The sequence below is a fragment of the Streptomyces sp. NPDC026394 genome (genome assembly GCF_055567735.1).
Map to the genome: position 1 here is coordinate 324,037 of NZ_JBVHPX010000002.1, position 21,388 is coordinate 345,424.

20 protein-coding genes are annotated in these 21,388 nt (G+C 71.6%); 12 read left to right on the forward strand and 8 right to left on the reverse strand.

The annotated features are described in order from the left end of the window. Window positions 1-45: 45 nt before the first annotated feature. The 3 genes from ACZ4QV_RS05650 to ACZ4QV_RS05660 all read left to right on the forward strand — a co-directional run bounded on the left by ACZ4QV_RS05650 (window position 46) and on the right by ACZ4QV_RS05660 (window position 3,397). On the forward strand, window positions 46-1,521 hold the full coding sequence (locus ACZ4QV_RS05650; protein WP_361582232.1) for an MFS transporter: 1,476 nt from the start codon (window positions 46-48) through the stop codon (window positions 1,519-1,521). 168 nt (window positions 1,522-1,689) lie between these two features. After that, window positions 1,690-2,697 carry an aldo/keto reductase gene (locus tag ACZ4QV_RS05655; RefSeq protein WP_361582235.1) on the forward strand — a complete coding sequence of 336 codons (1,008 nt, stop codon included), beginning with the start codon at window positions 1,690-1,692 and terminating at the stop codon, window positions 2,695-2,697. 115 nt (window positions 2,698-2,812) lie between these two features. Continuing rightward, the gene (locus ACZ4QV_RS05660; RefSeq protein WP_361145244.1) at window positions 2,813-3,397 is read left to right on the forward strand and encodes a TetR/AcrR family transcriptional regulator; all 585 of its coding nucleotides are present in this window, start codon (window positions 2,813-2,815) and stop codon (window positions 3,395-3,397) included. A 434-nt stretch (window positions 3,398-3,831) separates the two neighbouring features. Here the strand turns inward: ACZ4QV_RS05660 and ACZ4QV_RS05665 are convergent, their stop codons facing one another. Continuing rightward, complete coding sequence (locus ACZ4QV_RS05665) at window positions 3,832-4,464, reverse strand: response regulator transcription factor (protein ID WP_361582629.1); 633 nt, start codon at window positions 4,462-4,464, stop codon at window positions 3,832-3,834. Window positions 4,465-4,484: 20 nt separating this feature from the next. Then, window positions 4,485-5,696 carry a sensor histidine kinase gene (locus ACZ4QV_RS05670; protein WP_361582238.1) on the reverse strand — a complete coding sequence of 404 codons (1,212 nt, stop codon included), beginning with the start codon at window positions 5,694-5,696 and terminating at the stop codon, window positions 4,485-4,487. Window positions 5,697-5,872: 176 nt separating this feature from the next. Here ACZ4QV_RS05670 and ACZ4QV_RS05675 point away from each other — a divergent pair, with 176 nt between their 5' ends. Further along, complete coding sequence (locus ACZ4QV_RS05675) at window positions 5,873-6,280, forward strand: hypothetical protein (RefSeq protein ID WP_361582241.1); 408 nt, start codon at window positions 5,873-5,875, stop codon at window positions 6,278-6,280. Window positions 6,281-6,386: 106 nt separating this feature from the next. On the opposite strand, the gene ACZ4QV_RS05680 is transcribed toward ACZ4QV_RS05675, so the two are convergent. Further along, the gene (locus ACZ4QV_RS05680; protein ID WP_361144021.1) at window positions 6,387-7,769 is read right to left on the reverse strand and encodes a glycine--tRNA ligase; all 1,383 of its coding nucleotides are present in this window, start codon (window positions 7,767-7,769) and stop codon (window positions 6,387-6,389) included. Window positions 7,770-7,968: 199 nt separating this feature from the next. Here ACZ4QV_RS05680 and ACZ4QV_RS05685 point away from each other — a divergent pair, with 199 nt between their 5' ends. The 4 genes from ACZ4QV_RS05685 to ACZ4QV_RS05700 all read left to right on the forward strand — a co-directional run bounded on the left by ACZ4QV_RS05685 (window position 7,969) and on the right by ACZ4QV_RS05700 (window position 11,253). After that, window positions 7,969-8,958 carry a metal ABC transporter substrate-binding protein gene (locus tag ACZ4QV_RS05685; RefSeq protein ID WP_361582244.1) on the forward strand — a complete coding sequence of 330 codons (990 nt, stop codon included), beginning with the start codon at window positions 7,969-7,971 and terminating at the stop codon, window positions 8,956-8,958. A gap of 70 nt (window positions 8,959-9,028) precedes the next feature. Continuing rightward, window positions 9,029-9,802: a metal ABC transporter ATP-binding protein gene (locus ACZ4QV_RS05690; protein ID WP_361144025.1), complete on the forward strand. Its 774-nt coding sequence runs from the start codon at window positions 9,029-9,031 to the stop codon at window positions 9,800-9,802. Window positions 9,803-9,818: 16 nt separating this feature from the next. Next, complete coding sequence (locus ACZ4QV_RS05695; protein WP_361144028.1) at window positions 9,819-10,739, forward strand: metal ABC transporter permease; 921 nt, start codon at window positions 9,819-9,821, stop codon at window positions 10,737-10,739. Window positions 10,740-10,824: 85 nt separating this feature from the next. Continuing rightward, window positions 10,825-11,253 carry a Fur family transcriptional regulator gene (locus tag ACZ4QV_RS05700; protein ID WP_031001961.1) on the forward strand — a complete coding sequence of 143 codons (429 nt, stop codon included), beginning with the start codon at window positions 10,825-10,827 and terminating at the stop codon, window positions 11,251-11,253. A gap of 77 nt (window positions 11,254-11,330) precedes the next feature. Here ACZ4QV_RS05700 and ACZ4QV_RS05705 read toward each other — a convergent pair whose 3' ends face one another. The 4 genes from ACZ4QV_RS05705 to leuA form a co-directional block, all read right to left on the reverse strand. Next, window positions 11,331-12,149 (reverse strand): isoprenyl transferase, encoded by an 819-nt coding sequence (locus ACZ4QV_RS05705; protein WP_361144031.1) that lies wholly within the window; start codon window positions 12,147-12,149, stop codon window positions 11,331-11,333. Window positions 12,150-12,252: 103 nt separating this feature from the next. Further along, window positions 12,253-12,999: a DNA repair protein RecO gene (gene recO, locus ACZ4QV_RS05710; RefSeq protein ID WP_125047120.1), complete on the reverse strand. Its 747-nt coding sequence runs from the start codon at window positions 12,997-12,999 to the stop codon at window positions 12,253-12,255. 132 nt (window positions 13,000-13,131) lie between these two features. Then, window positions 13,132-13,857: a TerB family tellurite resistance protein gene (locus ACZ4QV_RS05715; protein WP_361144035.1), complete on the reverse strand. Its 726-nt coding sequence runs from the start codon at window positions 13,855-13,857 to the stop codon at window positions 13,132-13,134. Window positions 13,858-14,107: 250 nt separating this feature from the next. Continuing rightward, a complete protein-coding gene (gene leuA / locus ACZ4QV_RS05720; RefSeq protein ID WP_361582251.1) occupies window positions 14,108-15,895 on the reverse strand; it encodes a 2-isopropylmalate synthase in 1,788 nt (595 codons plus the stop codon). Window positions 15,896-16,197: 302 nt separating this feature from the next. On the opposite strand from leuA, the gene ACZ4QV_RS05725 reads away from it, so the two are divergent. From ACZ4QV_RS05725 to ACZ4QV_RS05740, 4 genes are all read left to right on the forward strand, one after another. Continuing rightward, window positions 16,198-17,262 (forward strand): M4 family metallopeptidase, encoded by a 1,065-nt coding sequence (locus ACZ4QV_RS05725; protein ID WP_361144040.1) that lies wholly within the window; start codon window positions 16,198-16,200, stop codon window positions 17,260-17,262. Window positions 17,263-17,323: 61 nt separating this feature from the next. Next, window positions 17,324-17,590 carry a protealysin inhibitor emfourin gene (locus tag ACZ4QV_RS05730; RefSeq protein ID WP_361144043.1) on the forward strand — a complete coding sequence of 89 codons (267 nt, stop codon included), beginning with the start codon at window positions 17,324-17,326 and terminating at the stop codon, window positions 17,588-17,590. A 78-nt stretch (window positions 17,591-17,668) separates the two neighbouring features. Beyond that, the gene (locus tag ACZ4QV_RS05735) at window positions 17,669-19,060 is read left to right on the forward strand and encodes a GH1 family beta-glucosidase (RefSeq protein ID WP_361582255.1); all 1,392 of its coding nucleotides are present in this window, start codon (window positions 17,669-17,671) and stop codon (window positions 19,058-19,060) included. After that, entirely contained in the window at window positions 19,057-20,337 is a 1,281-nt protein-coding gene (locus ACZ4QV_RS05740; protein ID WP_361582258.1) for an MFS transporter, read from the forward strand. Before ACZ4QV_RS05735 ends, ACZ4QV_RS05740 begins: the two co-directional genes overlap by 4 nt. A 41-nt stretch (window positions 20,338-20,378) precedes the next feature. Here ACZ4QV_RS05740 and era read toward each other — a convergent pair whose 3' ends face one another. Continuing rightward, on the reverse strand, window positions 20,379-21,326 hold the full coding sequence (gene era / locus ACZ4QV_RS05745; protein ID WP_467762614.1) for a GTPase Era: 948 nt from the start codon (window positions 21,324-21,326) through the stop codon (window positions 20,379-20,381). Between the last annotated feature and the right edge of the window lie 62 nt (window positions 21,327-21,388).

Below are 21,388 nucleotides of genomic sequence, written 5' to 3' on the forward strand. Positions count from 1 at the left end.
AGGAGACTCTGGTACCCCTCTGGGCGGCGGACGATCGTCTTCCTTGTGAGCGATACCGACGTACGCGACGTACGAACCGTCCCGACACGGGCCCCCGGGTCCGCCCCCACCCGCCCTACCGGCGCCACTCGTCCCACCCACCCCGCGCTGACCACGCTCGGCCTGGTCACCGTGCTCCTCGGCGCCGCCCTGCCGATGATCGACTTCTTCATCGTCAACGTCGCGCTGCCGACCATCGACCGCGACCTGCGCGCGGGCCCGGCCCTGCTGGAGATGGTCGTCGCGGGCTACGGCGTCGCGTACGCGGTCCTGCTCGTCGTCGGCGGACGGCTCGGTGACATGGTCGGCCGGCGCCGGCTCTACCTGTGGGGACTGGCGGCCTTCGGCCTCACCTCGCTCGCCTGCGGCCTGGCGCCGGACGCCTGGACACTGGTGGTGGCGCGCGTCGCCCAGGGTGCGGCGGCGGCGCTGCTGCTGCCGCAGGTGCTGGCCACCATTCAGGCCACGACGAGCGGAGCGCGCCGGGCCAAGGCGGTCAGCCTGTACGGCGGTACGGCCGGCGTGGCCAGCGCCGTCGGGCAGGTGCTCGGCGGGCTGCTGGTCGCCGCCGACCTGGCCGGGACCGGCTGGCGTGCGGTCTTCCTGGTCAACGTGCCGATCGCCGCGGTGGCGCTGCTGCTCGCGCTGCGCACCGTGCCCGAGACCCGCTCGCCGCGTCCCAGCCGGGTCGATGTGCCCGGCACCGTGCTGCTGGCCGTCGCGCTGATCAGCCTCCTGCTGCCGCTGACCGAGGGCCGCGCGGCAGGCTGGCCGGTGTGGTCCTGGCTGCTGCCGGCCGTCTTCCCGTTCGCCGCCGCGGCGTTCGTCGTCGTCGAGCGGCGCGCCGAACGGGCCGGACGTACGCCGCTCGTCCCGCCGTCCCTGCTGCGCCTGCGCTCCGTACGCAGCGGCCTGGCCGTGATCCTGCCGTTCTCGCTGGGTTTCGGCGGCTTCATGTTCGTGCTGGCCGTCGCCCTCCAGGACGGTCTGCGGTACGGGCCGCTGGCCGCCGGGCTCGCCCTCGCGCCGCTGTGCGTGACGTTCTTCTTCGCGTCGCTGGCCGGGCCGCGACTGGTGGCCCGCTTCGGGCGGCGAGTGGTGCTGGCCGGGTCGCTGATCCAAGGCGCCGGGCTGTTCGCACTGGCGCTCGTCTTCCGCACGCAGTGGCCCGGAGTGTCCGCGCCCGCCCTGGCGGCGGCCATGGCGGTCCTCGGCGTGGGCCAGGGTCTCGTCCTGCCGATCCTGCTGCGCATCGTCCTCAGCGAGCTGCCGGCGGCGCAGGCCGGAGTGGGCAGCGGCGCGATGGTCACCACCCAGCAGGCCGGTCTGGCACTGGGCGTCGCGACGCTCGGCACGCTCTTCCTCACGTTGCTGCCGTCACTGGGCGTGCAGAACGCCCTCGTCGTCGCGCTCCTCGCGCAGTTGGCGACGGTCGGGCTCAATGCGGTGCTCACGTTCCGGTTGCCGCGGGTGGTGCGGTAGCGCGCGGCCGGGCGGGGCAGGCCACAGCCGGGGCATTCGAATAACAGATATTGAAATCTGTCATCACACATGCCATGGTTGCGGAGAGCCGCCGCCACGCGCCGTGTTCCCCCGCGACGCGTGGCGGCCCCTCATCCACCTCCCTCCCCCGTTCCTGAGGAGCGCCCCGTGCAGACCCGCACCCTCGGCACCACAGGCCCGCGGTCCTCGGTCCTCGGCCTCGGCTGCATGGGCATGTCCGCCCTGTACGGCGACCCGGGCGACCGCGGCGAGTCCGTCGCCACCATCCACGCGGCCCTCGAAGCCGGCGTCACCCTGCTGGACACCGGCGACTTCTACGGCATGGGCCACAACGAGCTGCTGATCAACGAGGCGCTGCGCACCGCCCCCGCGGCCCGCCGCGAACAGGCGCTGACCAGCGTCAAGTTCGGCGCCCAGCGCACTGTCGAGGGCGACTTCATCGGCTTCGACGGCCGGCCCGCCGCGGTGCAGAGCTTCGCCGCGTACTCGCTCCAGCGGCTGGGCACCGACCACATCGACATCTACCGGGTCGCCCGCGTCGACCCCGACGTGCCGATCGAGGAGACGGTCGGCGCCATCGCCGAACTGGTCGAGGCCGGCCACGTACGGCACATCGGGCTGTCCGAAGCCGGCGCGGACACCCTGCGCCGGGCCGCCGCCGTCGCCCCGATCTCCGACCTCCAGATCGAGTACGCGATCATCTCCCGCGGCATCGAGGAGACGGTCCTGCCCACCGCGCGCGAGCTGGGCATCGGCGTCACCGCGTACGGTGTGCTCTCCCGCGGCCTGCTCAGCGGCCATTTCGCGCGCGACCGCGAGCTGTCCGCGGACGACTTCCGTGCGGCGAGCCCGCGCTTCCAGGGCGAGAACCTGCACCGCAACCTCGACCTGACCGACGCGCTGCGTGTGATCGCCGAACAGAAGGGCGTCACGGTCGCGCAGATCGCCATCGCCTGGGTCCTCGCCCAGGGCGAGGACATCGTGCCGCTGGTCGGCGCCCGCCGCCGGGACCGGCTGGCGGAGGCCCTGGGCGCGCTGGACGTCACGCTGGACGCCGACGACCTCGCGGCCATCGAGCGCGCCGTCCCGGCGGACGCCGCGGCCGGCGACCGCTACCCGGCACAGCAGATGGCCCTTCTGGACAGCGAACGCTGACCTTAGGGGCACGGTCGGGGAGCGTACGGGTACGGTCCGTGGAAGGACGTCTCCGCGTCCGCACCAGGACGCACCGCCCGGCGTGTCCTCGACCCGAAAGGCCCGTACGCCCGCCATGCCACCAGCCGAGACCCTGACCCCCGAACGCATCCTCGAAGTGACCGAGGACGTACTGCGCCGCTACGGCCCGGCCAAGGCCACCGTCGTCGACGTGGCGCGCGCGCTGGGCGTCAGCCACGGCAGCGTGTACCGGCACTTCCGCACGAAGACGGCGCTGCGCGAGGCGGTCACGCAGCGCTGGCTGGACCATGCGAGCTCGCGGCTGCGGGCCGTCGTCACCGAGGACGGCCCGGCGCCGGAGCGGCTGCGCCGCTGGGTGCACACGCTGTTCACCGCGAAGCGGCACAAGGCGGGCGACGACCCCGAACTGTTCGCGACCTACATGACGCTGGTCGGCGAGAGCGGCGGCGTCGTGGAGCAGCACCTCGCCGACCTGACCGGCCAACTGGCGGCGATCATCCTCGACGGCATCGAACAGGGCGCTTTCGCGCCGGGCGACTCGGCGACCCTGGCCCGCGCGGTCTTCGACGCGACCGGCCGCTTCCACGATCCGCACTACGCGGCGGAGTGGGCGCAGCCCGGCATCGAGGAGGCGCTGGGGGCGGTGGTGGAGTTGGTGTTGCGGGGGTTGCGGGCTTGACGTGACGGCGGCGATTGTCAGCGACGCCCACTACGCTGAGTGTTGACTGGATCACTTCGCGGGAAGGGCGCATCATGACAGTGATGCTCGAACGAGCGAAGATCATAGACGTCTCCCACGGCTCGACAGCCTTCCAGGAGCCGTGCCGCACCGTCCTGAGCATGGACGTGCCCGATGGCTACCGGGCGGGAATCATCGGGGGAAAGACCGTCATGTCGCCGTGTCGCTTTTCCCGAGCAGGAGCGATGTTACGGGCCCGATCCCTACGGCCTCCCCAGGGAAGGACCGGGAGAGAACGGGTACGCCAAGGGCGACACCGTCGAGTTCGGCGATCCGCTGCACATCCCCGCCCCTTTCGACTGCCAGCTCGACACGACCGACTTCGTCGTTGCCCTCCTGGACGACGAGGAAGAGTAGGGGACGCACGGCGCCCCTCACACCCCCAGGAACCGCAACACCGCCAGCACCCGCCGATGATCCGCGTCCGCCCTCGGCAGGTCCAGCTTGGCCAGGATGTTGTTGATGTGTTTCGCCACCGCCGACTCGCTCACCACGAGCGCTCCCGCGATACCCGCGTTCGACCGGCCCTCCGCCATCAGCGCCAGCACCTCCCGTTCGCGTTCGGTCAGCCGCTCCAGCGGGTCGCTGCGGCGGCGTACCAGCAACTGCGCCACCACCTGCGGGTCCAGCGCGGTCCCGCCGTCGGCGACCCGGCGCAGCGCCTCGATGAACTCCTCGACGTCCGCGACCCGTTGCTTGAGCAGATAGCCCATGCCGCTGGTGTTCGAGGCGAGGAGGTTGGCGGCGTACCGCTCCTCCACGTACTGCGACAGCATCAGCACCGCCGTACCGGGCCACCGCTCCCGGATCTCCAGCGCCGCGCGCATCCCTTCGTCCGTGAAGCCGGGTGGCATCCGTACGTCCACCACCGCGAGCTCCGGACGGTGCCCGTCCACCGCCGCCACCAGCGCCTCGGCGTCGCCGACCTCGGCGGCCACTTCGAAGCCGGCCGTCTCCAGCACCTTCACCAGCCCGATCCGCAGCAGGACGGAGTCCTCGGCGATCACGGCGCGGCGTACGGCGGGCGTCAGGTCGTGCACGGCAACTCCACGGTCATGGTGGTCGGGCCCCCGACGGGGCTGCTCATCCGGAACGCCCCGTCCACGGAGCGCACGCGCTGGGCGAGCCCCTTCAGGCCGCTCCCCCGGGCCGGATCGGCACCGCCCACCCCGTCGTCCGTGACGACCACCCGCAGTATCTCCCCGAGGCGGGTCACGTTCACCTCGGCCCGGGTCGCCTCGGCGTGCTTGGCCACATTGTTGAGGGCCTCGGAGACGACGAAGTAGGCGACCGCCTCGACGGCGGGCGCTGCCCGGTCGGGCAGTTCCGTCCACAGCCGCACCGGCAGCGGCGCCCGCGCCGCCAGGCCGGACAGGGCCGCGTCCAGACCGAGTTCGTCCAGGACGGCCGGGTGCAGGCCGCGCACCAGACTGTTCAGTTCCTCGATGGCTTCCTTGGCGTCCCGGTGCGCCTCGTCGATGACCTGCCGCGCCTCGGGCGGCAGGTCCTTGAGCGTGGCCTTCGCCAGCCCCAGGTTGAGCGCGAGCGCGACCAGCCGCTGCTGCGCGCCGTCGTGCAGGTCCCGTTCGATGCGGCGCCGTTCGGCGTCGGCGGCGTCGACCGCTCCGGCCCGGCTCTCGGTCAGGTCCTCCACGCGGCGTTCCAGTTCCTCGGAGCGGCTGACGTAGAGGACGGCGCGGCCGACGATGTTCTCCAGCCGTACGAGGCCGCCGGCCAGGGCGGGTACGGCGGCCAAGGCCGCCAGGCCGACGGCCGTGGCGTATCCGGCCCAGGTCCAGACCCCGGCGTGATGGACCCGCCATTCCCACCCGATCGCCCCGACCCACACCAGGCTGGTCGCCGCCGCCAGTGCCGCCACGAACGTCGCCAGCACGGCGAGTTCGAGGAGTCCGAAGAGCGGGCCGATCAGGCAGTTGTAGGCCCACTGCCGCTTCCCCTCACGCCGGCGCAACCTTGGCAGGTCCACGCCGCACAGTGTCCGGAACCGCCACCGCTGGGCCGCGGTCAGGCCGTAGGCGGCGATCAGGAGCAGCGTCACCGGGACCGGCAGCAGCAGGGTTCCGAGGTCGGACGCCGGCCCCAGGATGTCCATGAGCTGGAGCAGCACCCAGAAGATCAGCAGGGGCGGTACGGCATGCAGCGGCACTCCGGCGCCGATGAAGAGAAGATCGCGGCGCAGCCGTACGAGAGCACGGCGCAGCCGCGGTGGGGTGGTCATGGACAAACGGTATGCGGCGGCCTGACAGGCGGGCCATGAAGCCACTTTCCGCTCCGGAGGTGCAACTGGTGCCACCCCAGGTCGGACACCGGCGTTACTGACCACGGCCGCTCCCGCCGGGAGAGTGGATCACGAGCCCGAAAGCCGGGCCGGCCCGACCCGGAAAAGGCGCACCCATGGCACTCATCGCCTTCAACTCCTCCTGCACGGAACGCGCCTTCACCCTGGCGGCGCCCCGCCGTACCTGGGCGGGCCGCATCCTGACCGGCGCCGGACTCGCCCTGCTGCCGTGGATGGGCTACCTGGCGGGAACCCTGCCGCCCCCGGAGGCGGCGGCCTGGGTGGCGCTGGACGCGGTGGAAGCGGCGTGCCTGCTGGTCGCCGGCACCCGGCTGGTGAACGGGCGGCCCGGCCACCGGGCCGCCGCGGCGACGGCCGCGGTCCTGCTCCTCGCCGACGCGTGCGCCGACGTGGCGACGGCCGGGCCGGGCAGCGAGCTGGTGGGCGCCCTGGCCATGGCGGTCGGCGCGGAGCTGCCGCTGGCGATCACCTGCGCGGCGCTCGCCGTGCGACCGGCCCGGTGACGCCAGGCGGCGATCACGCGGAGCACGAACGCCGACCGGGCTGGGAAATTCCAGCCCGGCCGGCGTTCGAGGCCGTCTCTTCCGCGCGGCGGCGCCCCGCGAAGGGTCAGCAGCCGAGCAGTCGCGCGCCCAGGTACGCCTGGATCTGGTCCAGCGACACCCGCTCCTGCTTCATCGTGTCGCGCTCGCGCACGGTGACCGCGTTGTCGTCCAGGGTGTCGAAGTCGACGGTGACGCAGAACGGCGTGCCGATCTCGTCCTGGCGGCGGTAGCGGCGGCCGATGGCACCCGCGTCGTCGAAGTCGATGTTCCAGTTCTTGCGCAGGTCGGTGGCGAGGCCCTTGGCCTTCGGCGAGAGCTGCGGGTTGCGGGACAGCGGCAGCACGGCGACCTTGACCGGCGACAGGCGCGGGTCGAGGCGCAGCACCGTGCGCTTCTCCATCTTGCCCTTGGCGTTCGGCGCCTCGTCCTCGGTGTACGCGTCGAGCATGAAGGCGAGCATCGCGCGGCCGACACCGGCCGCGGGCTCGATGACGAACGGGGTGTAGCGCTCGCCGGCCTCCTGGTCGAAGTACGACAGGTCCTGGCCGGACGCCTTGGCGTGCGAGGACAGGTCGTAGTCGGTGCGGTTGGCGACGCCCTCCAGCTCGCCCCACTCCGAGCCGCCGAACTGGAAGCGGTACTCGATGTCGGCGGTGCGCTTGGAGTAGTGCGAGAGCTTCTCGGCGGGGTGCTCGTACCAGCGGATGTTCTCCTCGCGCAGGCCGAGGTCGCGGTACCAGTTGTACCGCTGCTCCATCCAGTACTCCTGCCACTGCTCGTCCTCGCCCGGCTTGACGAAGAACTCCATCTCCATCTGCTCGAACTCGCGGGTCCGGAAGATGAAGTTGCCGGGCGTGATCTCGTTGCGGAAGGACTTGCCCATCTGCGCGATGCCGAACGGCGGCTTCTTGCGGGAGGTCTGCTGGACCTGGGCGAAGTTGGTGAAGATGCCCTGCGCGGTCTCGGGACGCAGGTAGGCGACGGAGCCGCTGTCCTGGGTCGGGCCGAGGTGGGTGGAGAGCAGGCCGGAGAACTGCTTGGGCTCGGTGAACTGGCCCTTGTTGCCGCAGTTCGGGCAGTTGACCTCGGTCAGGCCGTTCTCGGGGAGGCGGCCGTGCTTGGCCTCGTACGCCTCTTCGAGGTGGTCGGCGCGGAACCGCTTGTGGCAGGCGGTGCACTCGGTCAGCGGGTCGGTGAAGGTCGCGACGTGGCCGGAGGCCACCCAGACCTCGGGGGCCAGGATCACCGACGAGTCGATACCGACCACGTCGTCGCGCGAGGTGACCATGGAACGCCACCACTGGCGCTTGATGTTCTCCTTGAGCTCGACGCCGAGCGGACCGTAGTCCCAGGCGGCGCGCTGGCCGCCGTAGATCTCACTGCACGGGTATACGAAGCCACGGCGCTTGCTCAGGCTGACGATTGTGTCGATCTTGTCGGCGGCCACGGTGCTCTCTTCATTGCGACGACGAACGGGTGGACAAGGCGGCGCCCTGCACCTCATTGAGGGGCGGCGGTCGGGATGCGCGCGGGCGAATAACTCAGGTTACCGGCGGCCCTGCCCCCCGGATCAAATCGGTTCCCCGGCAGCCCGCCCCGGAGCCCGTTGTTGACAATCGTTTCCACTTTTGTTGAAAATGAGTGTCATGAACGTACGACGTCACATACCCACCGCCGTCCTGGCCGGAGCCTCCGTACTCGGCGTGCTCACCCTCTCCGCCTGCTCCGACTCGGGCGGGGGCAAGGCCGACGGCAAGCTGAACGTGACGGCGTCGTTCTACCCGATGGAGTTCCTCGCCAAGGAGATCGGCAAGGACCACGTCCAGGTCACCGACCTGACCAAGCCCGGCACCGAGCCGCACGACCTGGAGCTCAGCCCCCGCCAGATCGCCGACCTCGGCGAATCCGACGCGATCGTCTACCTCAAGGGCGTGCAGCCCGCCGTCGACAAGGCCGTCCAGCAGTCCGGTGTGCAGCACACCGTCGACGCGGCGTCCCTGACCCAGCTCAAGAAGCACGGCTCGGAGGTCGACGGCCACGCCCACACCACCGGTGACAACGGCACCGGCCACGACGAGCACGGCCACGAAGGCCACGATCACGAGGGCGACGGCAACGACCCGCACCTCTGGCTCGACCCGGTGAAGCTCGCCCAGGTCGCCAAGGGCGTGGGCAAGACCCTCGCGGACGCCGACCCCGCACACAAGGCGGACTACGCCCGTAACACCGACGACCTGGTCAAGAAGCTGACCGACCTGGACAAGAAGTTCCAGGACGGCCTGAAGAACAAGAAGTCGGACACCTTCATCACCACCCACGCCGCCTTCGGCTACCTCGCCGAGCGCTACGGCCTGACCGAGGAAGCCATCAACGGCATCGACCCCGAGTCGGGCGACGTCAGCGGCAGCCGGATGAAGGAACTGCAGAAGCTGGCGAAGGACCACCACGTCAACACGGTCTTCTTCGAGACGCTGACCAGCCCCGCGATGGCCCGGACCCTGGCCAAGGATCTCGGCGTGAAGACCGATGTGCTCGACCCCATCGAGGGGATCACCGAGAAGTCCCGGGGCAAGGACTACGTCCAGGTCATGGAGGCCAACCTGGCGGCGCTCCAGAAGGCGCTCGGCGCCAAGTGACCGGGCGGACGGCACGGCGGCCGATGACGGGGCGGGACCAGCACGTACGGCACGACGGGAGGATGCGGCCATGAAGGACCAGGACACGGTCATATCGCTGCGCGGGGCGGGTGCGGCGCTCGGCGCGCGCCCCGTCCTGCGCGGCGTCGACCTGACCGTACGGCGCGGCGAGGTGGTGGCCCTGCTCGGCGCCAACGGCTCCGGGAAGTCCACCGCCGTCCGCGCGGTGGTCGGCCAGGTGCCGCTGACCAGCGGCGAGCTGGAGCTGTTCGGCACCCCGCAGCGCCGGTTCCGGGACTGGGCGCGCATCGGGTACGTCCCGCAGCGCACCACCGCGGCGGGCGGCGTGCCCGCCACCGTCCGCGAGATCGTCGCCTCCGGCCGGCTCTCCCGTACGAAGCTGAAGTGGCCCGGCCGGGCCGACCGGGACGCCGTCCACCGGGCACTGGACCTGGTGGGCATGGCGGACCGCGCCAAGGACTGCGTCGAAGCGCTCTCCGGCGGCCAGCACCAGCGGGTGCTGATCGCCCGCGCGCTGGTCGGCGCACCCGAGCTGCTGATCATGGACGAGCCGATGGCCGGGGTCGACCTGGCCAGCCAGGAGGTGCTGGCCGAGACGCTGCGGGGGCAGGTCGCGGCGGGCGCCACCGTGCTCCTCGTCCTGCACGAGCTGGGCCCGCTGGAGCCGCTGATCGACCGCGCGGTGGTGCTGCGCGACGGCTGTGTGGTGCACGACGGGCCTCCCCCGGAGGCCGTGGGCCAGCACGCCCTGCCCGGCCACGACCACGTCCACCCGCACGCGGACCCGGCCGCCGAGCCGGTCCGGACCGGGCTGCTGACCTGAGACGGACTGACCTGACATGGACCTCCTGAACTACGCCTTCATGCAGCGCGCGCTGCTCGCCGCCCTCCTGGTCGGCGTCACCGCGCCGGCCGTCGGCATCTACCTCGTACAGCGCCGCCAGGCGATCATGGGCGACGGCATCGGCCATGTCGCGCTGACCGGCGTCGCGCTGGGCTTTCTGCTGCGCACCTCGCCCGTGTGGATGGCCGTGCTGGTCGCCGCGCTCGGCGCGATCGCCATGGAGCTGGTGCGCTCCAAGGGCCGTACCCGCGGGGACATCGCGCTGGCGATGCTCTTCTACGGCGGTATGGCCGGCGGTGTGCTGATCGTCAACCTGGCGCCCGGCGGCTCCACCGCCAACCTCACCAGTTACCTCTTCGGCTCGATCACCAGCGTCTCCGCCGAGGACGTCACGGTCACCTGCCTGCTGGCCGCCTTCGTGATGGCCGTCACCCTCGGGCTGCGCCGGCAGTTGTTCGCCGTCTGCCAGGACGAGGAGTTCGCCCGGGTCATGGGCCTGCCCGTGCGGTGGCTGAACCTGCTGCTCGCGGTGACCGCCGCGCTCACCGTCACGGTCGCGATGCGCGCCGTCGGCCTGCTGCTGGTCAGCGCGCTGCTGGTGGTGCCGGTGGCCGCCGCGCAACAGGCCACCCGGGGCTTCGCGATGACCCTCGCGCTGGCCGTCGCCATCGGCGTCGTCGTCACCCTCTCCGGTACGGTCTTCTCCTTCTACGTGGACGTGCCGCCCGGCGCGAGCATCGTGCTGCTGGCCATCGCGGTCTTCGCGCTGATGGCGGCGCTGGCCGCCCCGCTGGCCAGAAAGCGCGCGCGGGCCGCCGCCAGAGCTGCCGAACAGTGCACTCTGGATCTGCCCGGCAGCCGCTCCCCCGGCGACGATGTCAGCGTGCCGGGGGCCAAGGGACAGGCATCTGCGTAAGCGTTGCACCCGGGCTCCGGTCATCACCTGGCACAATGGCCGGACTGATGTGCAGGGGGACGTCCCGAGACCTAGGGAGGCAACGGTGGCGAGCGCTGGATCTCCGGTGCGCGGCCGGTCGACGCGGCAGCGGGCCGCCGTGGCAGCGGCACTGGACGAGGTGGACGAGTTCCGCAGCGCGCAGGAGCTGCACGACATGCTCAAGCACCGGGGGGACTCGGTCGGGCTGACCACGGTCTACCGGACGTTGCAGTCCCTCGCCGACGCGGGCGAGGTCGACGTGCTGCGGACCAACGACGGCGAGGCCGTCTACCGGCGGTGCAGCACCGACGACCACCACCATCACCTGGTGTGCCGCAACTGCGGCAAGGCCGTCGAGGTGGAGGGTCCGGCCGTGGAGAAGTGGGCGGACCAGATCGCCGCCGAGCACGGCTTCCAGGACGTCGGGCACACCATCGAGATCTTCGGTACGTGCGGTGAGTGCGCCGCCAAGGCGGCCGCCGGCTCCGCCTGACGCGGAGCGCACCGGCAGCGGCACACGGAAGCGGCCGGCCCCCTGGCTCAGGGGACCGGCCGCTTTCGCGTACGGGCTCACTGCTGCGGCGCGGGCTCCGCCTCCGGGGCGGCGCCGAAACGGCGGTCCCGCTTGGCGTATTCGAGGCAGGCGTCCCACAGGTTCCGCCGGTCGAAATCCGGCCAGAGAATGTCCTGGAACACCATCTCGGCGTAGGCGCTCTGCCAGATCAGGTAGTTGGACGTGCGCTGTTCGCCCGACGGCCGGACGAACAGGTCCACGTCCGGCATGTCCGGGTAGTACATGTACTTGGCGACGGTCTTCTCGGTGACCTTCGCCGGGTCCAGCTTCCCGGCCCGCACATCGGCCGCGATGGCCGCCGCGGCGTCCGCGATCTCCGCCCGGCCGCCGTAGTTGACGCAGAAGTACAGCGTCATGACGTCGTTGTCCTTGGTCTGCTCCTGGGCGACCTGGAGCTCCTGCACCACGGACTTCCACAGCTTCGGCATCCGGCCGACCCAGCGGATCCGGATGCCCAGCGCGTCCATCTCGTCCCGGCGGCGGCGGATGACGTCGCGGTTGAAGTTCATCAGGAAGCGGACCTCGTCGGGCGAGCGCTTCCAGTTCTCGGTGGAGAAGGCGTACAGCGACAGGTTCTTGACGCCCATCTCGATGCAGCCCTTGAGCACGTCGAGGACGACGCCCTCGCCGACCTTGTGGCCCTCGGTGCGGGGCAGACCGCGCTCCTTGGCCCAGCGGCCGTTGCCGTCCATGACGACCGCCACGTGGTTCGGGACGAGCTCGCCGGGGATCTTCGGCGGACGCGCACCGGACGGGTGCGGCTCGGGCGTCTCGTACGTGCGTCGGCCGCGCCCCAGGAATCCGCGTCGTGCCATCCGGTCCACATCTCCTATGCCGTAGTGCGTGGTGCGTGCTGCCGTCGTGTCCGGACCGCCGTTCGTCTCCGGCCGGCGGTCGCCCCCGAGCTGCTGAGCCTATCTATTTCTCTACGTACCGCAGCGAGCGCAGGCCGCGCTCCAGGTGCCAGTGCAGGTAGGCCGCGACGAGCCCGCTGCCCTCGCGGACGTGCCGGGGTTCGCACGCGTCCGCCGTCGCCCAGTCGCCGGACAGCAGCGCCGCCAGCAGCCCGATGGCCTCGGAGGAGGGTACGACGCTGCCGGGCACCCGGCAGTCGCCGCACACCACACCGCCCGACCCCACGGAGAAGAACCGGTTCGGGCCGGGCAGGCCGCACTTGGCGCAGCCGTCGAAGCTGGGGGCGTAGCCGTTGACCGCGAGCGAGCGCAGCAGGAAGGCGTCCAGCACCAGGTGCGGTTCGTGCTCGCCGCGCGCGAGTGTGCGCAGTCCGCCGACCAGCAGCAGGTACTGCTGCACGGCCGGTTCGCCCTCGTGGTCGGTGAACCGCTCGGCGGTCTCCAGCATGGCCGTACCGGCGGTGTAACGGGCGTAGTCCGTGACGATGCCGCCCCCGTAGGCGGCGATGGTCTCACTCTGGGTGCACATCGGCAGGCCGCGCCCGACCAGCTCGCTGCCACGGGCGTAGAACTGCACGTCGACGTGGGAGAACGGCTCCAGGCGGGCGCCGAACTTGGACTTCGTACGGCGTACACCCCGGGCCACGGCGCGTACCCGGCCGTGACCGCGCGTGAGGAACGTGATGATCCGGTCCGCCTCGCCCAGCTTCTGGGTGCGCAGCACAATGCCGTCATCGCGGAACAGACTCATGCGCTCCATTCTCGCGCACCCGGCGGGGGCGGCGGCACACGGGCGGGCCCGGCCGGGCGGCCCGTACGGGTCTCCCAGGGCACTCGGAGCACTCAGCGCCCCCGGGGGGCCGCCCGGGGCGCCCGGAACCGCTCAGGACGGCGTACGGGCCGCCGCCAGCAGCCGGGCGGTGTCGTCCGGGCACAGCAGCAGGGCGGCGCCCACGGTGGTCAGGACCTCGCGCTCGGACGGCAGGTACGGGCCGTCGGCCAGGGCGATCCTGGCACCCTGGAGGAGCAGCGACTCCCGGCCCGCCGGGGCCAGGTGCGGCGCCAGCGGCTCCAGCGCCTCGTGCAGCTCTATGGCCAGCGCCGTGCCGCACGGGTCGAGGCCGCCGCCGGGGCGGCCGAGGCTTCCGGAGGCGGCGCGCGACAGGGCGTTGTCGTGCGCGCCGGGCAGCCGTCCGGTGTCCGCCGCGAGCGCGGCGAGCAGGGTCAGCAACTGGTCCTCCGTGCAGTCCGCGAAGCCGGCGGCGCGCACCGTGCCCACCGCGGTGCCGCGCACCCCGGGCGAGGCCGTGCCGCCGGCGGCCAGCACGGCCAGCGTGACGGTGTGCACGGCGTCCCTGAGCATCGCCGAGAAGCGCGTGGTGGTGGGGTGGTCCAGCGCGTCCAGCCCGAAGTGGCCGCGGCAGGCGGAGCACTCGACGACCGGGCCCGCGGTGCCGCGCGGCAGCAGCGGCACACCGAGGACGGTGAGACGCCGGCGGCCGGTCCGCCGGAGGTAGTTGCGGTCCCCGCCGCACTCGGGGCAGAAGAACTCGCCGTCGGCGACGGTGCGCCAGGACGTCCGCACACCCATCACAGCCAGCTTGTGCATCACGTCGACCCTCCGTAACGCTCCGGCATCTTTGCCGCGTTGACGTGATGTTAGCCACATCCGTGATGCGACGTCAGTAGTGCGGACCGGACCAGACGGCCGTTTAAACCGGTTGAACGCCCGAGCGCCCCCCGGCGCTCGCGGAGAGAGCCGGGGGACGCTCGGTACATCGCAGGTCACAGCCGGTGGGCGGCCCGGGTTCCGGTCAGGACCGGAAGCCGGGGGCACCGGCCGCACAACGGCCCGGTGATCAGCGGCTCGCGCGGTTGACCGCGGAGACGGCCGCCTTGATGGAGGCGCGCACGATGTTCGCGTCGATGCCGACGCCCCACAGCACCTTGTCGCCGATCGCGCACTCGATGTACGCGGCGGCCTGGGCGCCGACGCCCTCGCTCATCGTGTGCTCGACGTAGTCCAGCAGCCGTACGTCCACGTCGATCGCGTGCAGCGCGTCGAAGAACGCCGCCAGCGGACCGTTGCCGGTACCGGTCAGGACCGTGTCGGCGCCGTCCACGACCGCCTCGACGGTCAGCGCGTCGGTGCCCTCGGTCGTCGTGGAGGTCTGCGCGCTGCGCAGCGCGATCCGGCCCCAGGCGTTCTCCGGGGTCGGCAGGTACTCGTCCTGGAAGACCGACCAGATCGCGTCCGGCGTGACCTCGCCGCCCTCGGCGTCGGTCTTCTCCTGGATCGTCTTCGAGAACTCGATCTGCATCCGGCGCGGCAGGTCCAGCTTGTGGTCGTTCTTCAGGACGTACGCGATGCCGCCCTTGCCGGACTGCGAGTTGACGCGGATCACGGCCTCGTAGGAGCGGCCCACGTCCTTGGGGTCGATGGGCAGGTACGGGACCGCCCACTCCAGGTCGTCCACGCTCCTGCCCTGCTCGGCGGCCTGGACCTCCATGGCCTCGAAGCCCTTCTTGATGGCGTCCTGGTGGGAGCCGGAGAAGGCGGTGTAGACCAGGTCGCCCGCGTACGGGTGGCGCGGGTGGATCTCCATCTGGTTGCAGTACTCGGCAGTACGGCGGATCTCGTCGATCTGCGAGAAGTCGATCTGCGGGTCCACGCCCTGGCTGAACAGGTTCATGCCCAGGGTGACCAGGTCCACGTTGCCGGTGCGCTCGCCCTGCCCGAACAGGCAGCCCTCGATCCGGTCCGCACCGGCCATGATCGCCAGTTCGGCGGCGGCCACCGCGGTACCGCGGTCGTTGTGCGGGTGCACGGACAGGCAGATGTGCTCGCGCCGGGACAGGTTGCGCGACATCCACTCGAAGCGGTCGGCGTGCGTGGAGGGGGTGGAGCGCTCGACGGTGGCCGGCAGGTTCAGGATGATCTCGCGGCCCTCCTCGGGCTGCCAGACGTCCATCACGCCCTCGCAGACCTCCAGCGCGAAGTCCAGCTCGGTGTCGGTGAAGATCTCCGGGCTGTACTGGTAGCCGAACGCCGTCTCCGGGCCCAGGATCTTCTCCGCGTACTCCACGACCAGCCGCGTGCCGTCCACCGCGATCTGCTTGACCTGCTCGCGCGAGCCGCGGAAGACCACCCGGCGGAAGACCGGCGCGGTGGCGTTGTACAGGTGGACGGTGGCCTTGTGGGCGCCGCGCAGCGACTCCACGGTCCGCTCGATCAGCTCCTCGCGGGCCTGCGTCAGGACGGAGATCGTGACGTCCTCGGGGATCGCGCCCTCTTCGATGATCGACCGTACGAAGTCGAAGTCGGTGGCGCCGGACGAGGGGAAGCCGACCTCGATCTCCTTGTAGCCCATCTTCACCAGCAGGTCGAACATCTCGCGCTTGCGGGCCGGCGACATGGGGTCGATCAGCGCCTGGTTGCCGTCACGCAGGTCCGTGGACAGCCAGCGGGGGGCCTGGGTGATGCGGTTGTCCGGCCAGGTGCGGCCGGCGATGTCGACGGCCTCGTAGCCGCGGTAGCGGTGCACCGGCAGGCCGGAGGGCTTCTGGGTGTGCGTCGCGTTCGTGACGGGGGTGGGGCGGCCGACGGCGTTCTCAGCGTTCTGGGCGGGGATCGACGGATTCGTCATGGTGGCGCGGGGCTCCTCGTGTGTCCGCGGGGGAAGAGGCCGACGGGGCGAAAATCGCAGCACCGAATCCCGCGGGGAGGGGGTCGGCCTACGACAACAGACCCTCGCCGCGGCAGCTAAGGAGAAGCAGCCCGTAACGCATGATGCACCGCACCCTAGCCGAGGTGACGCGGAACCCGCGGCCCCGTATCAGTATGCGGGACCGGGCCCACGTAACCCCCGAACCACGATCTACCACACGTTTTCAGGAATCATGGCGCCAGGGAGTGACACGCTGATGACCCAGTGCCACATTGCCGTGCATGAACCCTGAAGCCACTGAGAGCCATCCCGTCTTCTGCACGATCGTGCCGCCCCACGTCCTCGACACGCTGTCCCGGCTGGAGGACACCGACCGCTCCCAGCGCGCCCTGCGCACCCTGGAGCACGACGCCCTGCAGCGCACCCGCCGCCGCATCACCACCGTCCGCGGCCTCGGCGCGCCCACCGGCACCGCGTCGGACAAGCCGAACCGCACCATCTACGACGCCAAGCGCCAAGAGGTGCTGCCCGGCAAGAAGGTGCACTCCGAGGACGACAAGCCGTCCAAGGACGCCTCCGTCAACCGCGCGCACGCGGGCCTCGGCGCCACCTTCGAGCTGTACCTGAAGGTCTACGGCCGGCATTCCATCGACGACTCCGGGCTGCCGCTGAACGCCACCGTCCACTACGGCGAGAACTACGACAACGCCTTCTGGGACGGCCAGCGCATGGTCTTCGGCGACGGCGACAACGACCTGTTCCTCGACTTCACCATCCCCGTCGACGTCATCGGCCACGAGCTGACCCACGGCGTCACCCAGCACACCGCCAACCTGGACTACTTCGGCCAGTCCGGCGCGCTCAACGAGTCCATGTCGGACGTCTTCGGCGCCCTGATCAAGCAGTACGCGCTCGGCCAGAACGCCTCCCAGGCCGACTGGCTGATCGGCGCCGGACTGCTCGGTCCGAACGTCACCGGCGAGGCGCTGCGCTCGATGAAGGCCCCGGGCACCGCGTACGACGACGACGTCCTGGGCAAGGACCCGCAGCCCGCGACGATGGACGACTACGTCAAGACCTCCCGCGACAACGGCGGCGTGCACATCAACTCCGGCATCCCCAACCACGCCTTCTACCTGCTCGCCACGGCTCTCGGCGGCAACGCGTGGGAGCGGGCGGGCCAGATCTGGTACAAGACGCTGACCGGCGGCCAACTCGACAAGGACGCCCAGTTCGACGACTTCGCCCGCCTCACGGTGGCCACCGCGCGCACCGAGTACGGTGAGGGCGACGTCCTCCAGGCCCTCCAGAAGGCTTGGTCCCAGGTGGGCGTACCCGCCACCTGATCCGCCACCATCTGGCCCGATCTGTCCGTTTCCCCGAGCCCCACTGGGTAGGAAGCCCGTCATGCGGATTCAAGTACGACGCACCGGCGGCTTCGCCGGTATCGAGCGCCACGCCGAGGTCGACACCTCCGGCCGCCCCGATGCCGCGGAATGGCACGCCCTGGCCGAGCAGGCAGCCGCCGCCGGCCGGGGTACGCCCCCGGTAGGCGTCCCCGACGGTTTCAGCTACCAGATCACCATCGACGGCCGTACGGTCTATGCCTCCGACCCCCGTCTCACCGCGGAACAGCGCAAGCTGATCAGCAGAGTGCTGAAGGAGGGCTGCTGACCGGCCACCGGGTGGCCGACTCCCGCCGCCCGCACGCCTCTTGACACCCGTTCCCGACGGTAACCAGTATCCCGGGCCATGGACGGTTCTCGTGCGCCGGGTGGGTCCTCGTCGGGTGCGCTGCCCCGCTTTCCCGCGGGGTTCGTGTGGGGGGTGTCGACGTCCGCCTACCAGATCGAGGGGGCGGTGGACGAGGACGGGCGCGGGCGGTCGGTGTGGGACGCCTTCGTGGAGCGGGCCGGGCGGGTCAAGGACGGCTCGGACGGCCGGGTCGCCACCGGGCACTACCACCGGTACCGCGAGGACGTCGCGCTGATCAAGGAGCTGGGGGCCGACGCGTACCGGTTCTCGGTCGCCTGGCCGCGGGTGATGCCGGACGGCGGCCCGCGGGTCAACGCAGCGGGGCTGGACTTCTACGACCGGCTGGTCGACGAGGTGTGCGCGGCGGGCGTCCGGCCGGTGCCGACGCTCTTCCACTGGGACACGCCGGAGGCCGTCGAGGCGGCGGGCGGGTGGCTGGAACGGGACACGGCGCGGCGGTTCGCGGCGTACGCGGACGCCGTGGCGGCGCGGCTCGGTGACCGGGTGGACCGGTGGATCACGCTCAACGAGCCCGCCGAGCTGACGCTGCTGGGATACGGGCTGGGGCAGCACGCGCCGGGCCGGGAGCTGGGGTTCGGGGCGCTGCCCGTGGCACACCACCTGCTGCTGGGCCACGGGCTGGCCGCGCAGGCGCTGCGGGCGAGGGGTGCGGGCGGCATCGGGATCGCCAATTCACACGGGCCGACGTGGGCCGCGTCGGAGTCGGCCGCCGATCAGGAGGCGGCCGGGCTGTACGACCTGCTGCTGAACCGCCTGTTCGCGGAGCCGGTGCTGCTGGGGCGTTATCCGGAGGAGGAGCTGACGGGGCCGCTGCTGTCCGGGGCCGGTCCGGTGGACGAGGACCTGCGGATCATCGGTGAACCGCTGGACTGGTACGGGGTGAACTACTACCAGCCGACGAAGGTGGGCGCGCCTGCGGCGGAGGGCGCCGGACCGGTCGACTTCGCGGGGATCGAGCTGCCGCCGGGGCTGCCGTTCGCGCCACGGGAGATCGAGGGGTATCCGCTGACGGACTTCGGGTGGCCGGTCGTGCCCGCGGCGCTGACCGAGCTGCTGACCGGATTCCGCGACCAGTACGGCGACCGCCTGCCGCCCGTCGTCATCACCGAGAACGGCTGCTCGTACGAGGGCGTCGAGGACCGGGAGCGGATCGCCTTCCTGGACGGGCACCTGCGGGCCCTGCACGACGCGATCACCGCCGGGGTCGACGTCCGCGGCTACTTCGTCTGGTCGCTGCTGGACAACTTCGAGTGGGCGGAGGGCTACGCCCGCAGGTTCGGACTGGTGCACGTCGACCGCGACACGCTGACCCGGACCCCGAAGGCTTCGTACCACTGGCTGCGGGACGCGCTACGGGCCCAGCGGTGACCGACGCGGGGGCCGCGGGCACGCCCGGGGACTCCGCGGGCACGTCCGGGGACCTCGCCGAGCCGGCCGAGCGGGTGGGCGGCGGCTGGACCGCGGCGCTGGCGCTGGCCAACGGGGCGATCTGGGTCGGCTGGTACGGACCGATCCAGGTCCTGCTGGCCCTCCAGGCGGCCGGGCTGGCGCCGCCCGGCTCGTCGAAGGAGTCGGTGCTGGCGTGGGTGACGGGCCTGGGCGCCGCGGTGTCGCTCGTCGCCAACCCGCTCTTCGGCGCGCTGTCGGACCGTACGGTGTCGCGGTTCGGGCGCCGTACGCCGTGGATCGCGGCCGGAGTCCTCGGCGGCGCGGCGGCACTGTGCCTGCTGGCGACCGCCCGGAACGTCGCCGTGATGGCGGCCGGGTGGTGCCTGGTGCAGCTCACGCTGAACGCCGCCTTCGCGGCGGTCACCGCGGCCGTACCGGACCGCGTCCCGCACCTCCGGCGCGGTGCGGTGGGCGGCTGGCTGGGCGCGGCGCAGATCCTGGGCGTGGTGACCGGTACGGGCCTGGCCACCGTCGCGGGCGGCGTCACGGCGGGGTACCTGGCCTGCGCCGGCTTCACGGTGCTGGCCCCGCTGCCGTTCGTACTGCGGCACCGGGACCGGCGGATCGGGCCCGGCGACCGGCCGCCGTTCGCGTGGCGGCCGTTCCTCGCCGGGTTCTGGATCAGCCCGCGCCGCCATCCCGACCTGGCGTGGGCGTGGCTGACCCGCTTCCTGGTCAACCTCGGCAACGCGATCGCGCTGCTGTACCTGCTCTACTACCTGCGCGACGCGCTGCACCGGCCCCGCCCGGGGGACGGCGTGCTGATCCTGACCGCCGTCAACGGGGTGATGCTGCTCGCCACCGTCGTCGTCGGCGGGGTGTGGTCGGACCGTTCGGGCCGCCGCAAGCCGTTCGTGCTCTGGTCCGGCGTGATCATGGCGGCGGCCACCGCGCTGCTCGCCGGGTGGCAGACCTGGACCGGCGCGCTGGTCGCCGCCGCGCTGCTGGGCATCGGCTTCGGCGTCTTCACGTCGGTGGACTTCGCCCTGATGACGGACGTGCTGCCGGCCGCCGCCCACCGGGGCCGGGACCTCGGCGTCATCAACGTCGCCAACTCGCTGCCGCAGGTGGCCGCCCCCGCGCTGGCCGCGCCGGTCGTGACCTACCTCGGCGGCTACCGGGTGCTGTACCTGGTCGCGGCGGGCATCGGGCTGGCCGGGGCGCTGCTGGTGCGGCGGATCCGCGGGGTGGAGTGAGGAACGGCCGGTCTCAGCGGTCCGGTCTCAGCGGTCCGGCCTCAGAAGCCGAGCTTGCGGAGCTGCTTCGGGTCGCGCTGCCAGTCCTTGGCGACCTTCACGTGCAGGTCGAGGAAGACCGGCGTGCCGAGCAGCGCCTCGATGTGCTTGCGGGACTTCACCCCGACGTCCTTGAGCCGCTTGCCCTTGGGGCCGATGATGATGCCCTTCTGGCTGGGCCGCTCGATGTAGACGTTGGCGTGGATGTCCAGCAGCGGCTTGTCCGCCGGGCGGTCCTCGCGCGGCAGCATCTCCTCGACGACGACCGCGATGGAGTGCGGCAGCTCGTCCCGTACGCCTTCGAGCGCCGCCTCCCGGATCAGCTCGGCGACCATGACCTGCTCGGGCTCGTCGGTGAGGTCGCCCTCGGGGTAGAGCGGGGGGCTCTCCGGGAGCATCGGGACGAGCAGGTCGGCGACGAGCTGCACCTGCTGGTCGCCCACCGCCGACACCGGAATGATCTCCGCCCACTCGATGCCCAGCTCCCGGCCGAGCTGGTCGACCGCGAGCAGTTGCTCGGCGAGCTGCTTGGAGTCCACCAGGTCGGTCTTGGTGACGATGGCGATCTTCGGGGTCTTCTTGATCCCGGCCAGCTCGGCCGCGATGTAGCGGTCGCCGGGGCCCAGCTTCTGGTCGGCGGGCAGGCAGAAGCCGATCACGTCGACCTCGGCCCAGGTGGTCCGTACGACGTCGTTGAGCCGCTCGCCGAGCAGGGTGCGCGGCTTGTGCAGGCCCGGGGTGTCGACCAGGACGAGCTGGGCGTCCGGGCGGTGCACGATGCCGCGCACGGTGTGCCGGGTGGTCTGCGGGCGGTTGGAGGTGATCGCCACCTTCGTGCCGACCAGAGCGTTCGTGAGGGTCGACTTGCCCGCGTTCGGGCGGCCGACGAAGCACGCGAAGCCGGCGCGGTGCTGGGCGGAGGACTCTGTACGAACGCTCATGGCGCCCATTGTCCCCGATCGGCGGGGCCGTGCCGACCACCAGGGCCGGGCTCCGGCCGTACGGGACGGGC

Excerpts from the sequence above, each read along its gene's own strand:
- ACZ4QV_RS05705 (WP_361144031.1), bottom strand. The coding sequence starts at position 12,149 with ATGGCACGACGCGGATTCCTGGGGCGCGGCCGACGCACGTACGAGACG.
- ACZ4QV_RS05660 (WP_361145244.1), top strand. The coding sequence starts at position 2,813 with ATGCCACCAGCCGAGACCCTGACCCCCGAACGCATCCTCGAAGTGACC.
- recO (WP_125047120.1), bottom strand. The coding sequence starts at position 12,999 with ATGAGTCTGTTCCGCGATGACGGCATTGTGCTGCGCACCCAGAAGCTG.
- ACZ4QV_RS05715 (WP_361144035.1), bottom strand. The coding sequence starts at position 13,857 with ATGCACAAGCTGGCTGTGATGGGTGTGCGGACGTCCTGGCGCACCGTC.
- ACZ4QV_RS05685 (WP_361582244.1), top strand. The coding sequence starts at position 7,969 with ATGAACGTACGACGTCACATACCCACCGCCGTCCTGGCCGGAGCCTCC.
- ACZ4QV_RS05730 (WP_361144043.1), top strand. The coding sequence starts at position 17,324 with ATGCGGATTCAAGTACGACGCACCGGCGGCTTCGCCGGTATCGAGCGC.
- leuA (WP_361582251.1), bottom strand. The coding sequence starts at position 15,895 with ATGACGAATCCGTCGATCCCCGCCCAGAACGCTGAGAACGCCGTCGGC.
- ACZ4QV_RS05670 (WP_361582238.1), bottom strand. The coding sequence starts at position 5,696 with ATGACCACCCCACCGCGGCTGCGCCGTGCTCTCGTACGGCTGCGCCGC.
- ACZ4QV_RS05690 (WP_361144025.1), top strand. The coding sequence starts at position 9,029 with ATGAAGGACCAGGACACGGTCATATCGCTGCGCGGGGCGGGTGCGGCG.
- era (WP_467762614.1), bottom strand. The coding sequence starts at position 21,326 with ATGGGCGCCATGAGCGTTCGTACAGAGTCCTCCGCCCAGCACCGCGCC.
- ACZ4QV_RS05695 (WP_361144028.1), top strand. The coding sequence starts at position 9,819 with ATGGACCTCCTGAACTACGCCTTCATGCAGCGCGCGCTGCTCGCCGCC.
- ACZ4QV_RS05735 (WP_361582255.1), top strand. The coding sequence starts at position 17,669 with ATGGACGGTTCTCGTGCGCCGGGTGGGTCCTCGTCGGGTGCGCTGCCC.
- ACZ4QV_RS05675 (WP_361582241.1), top strand. The coding sequence starts at position 5,873 with ATGGCACTCATCGCCTTCAACTCCTCCTGCACGGAACGCGCCTTCACC.
- ACZ4QV_RS05725 (WP_361144040.1), top strand. The coding sequence starts at position 16,198 with ATGAACCCTGAAGCCACTGAGAGCCATCCCGTCTTCTGCACGATCGTG.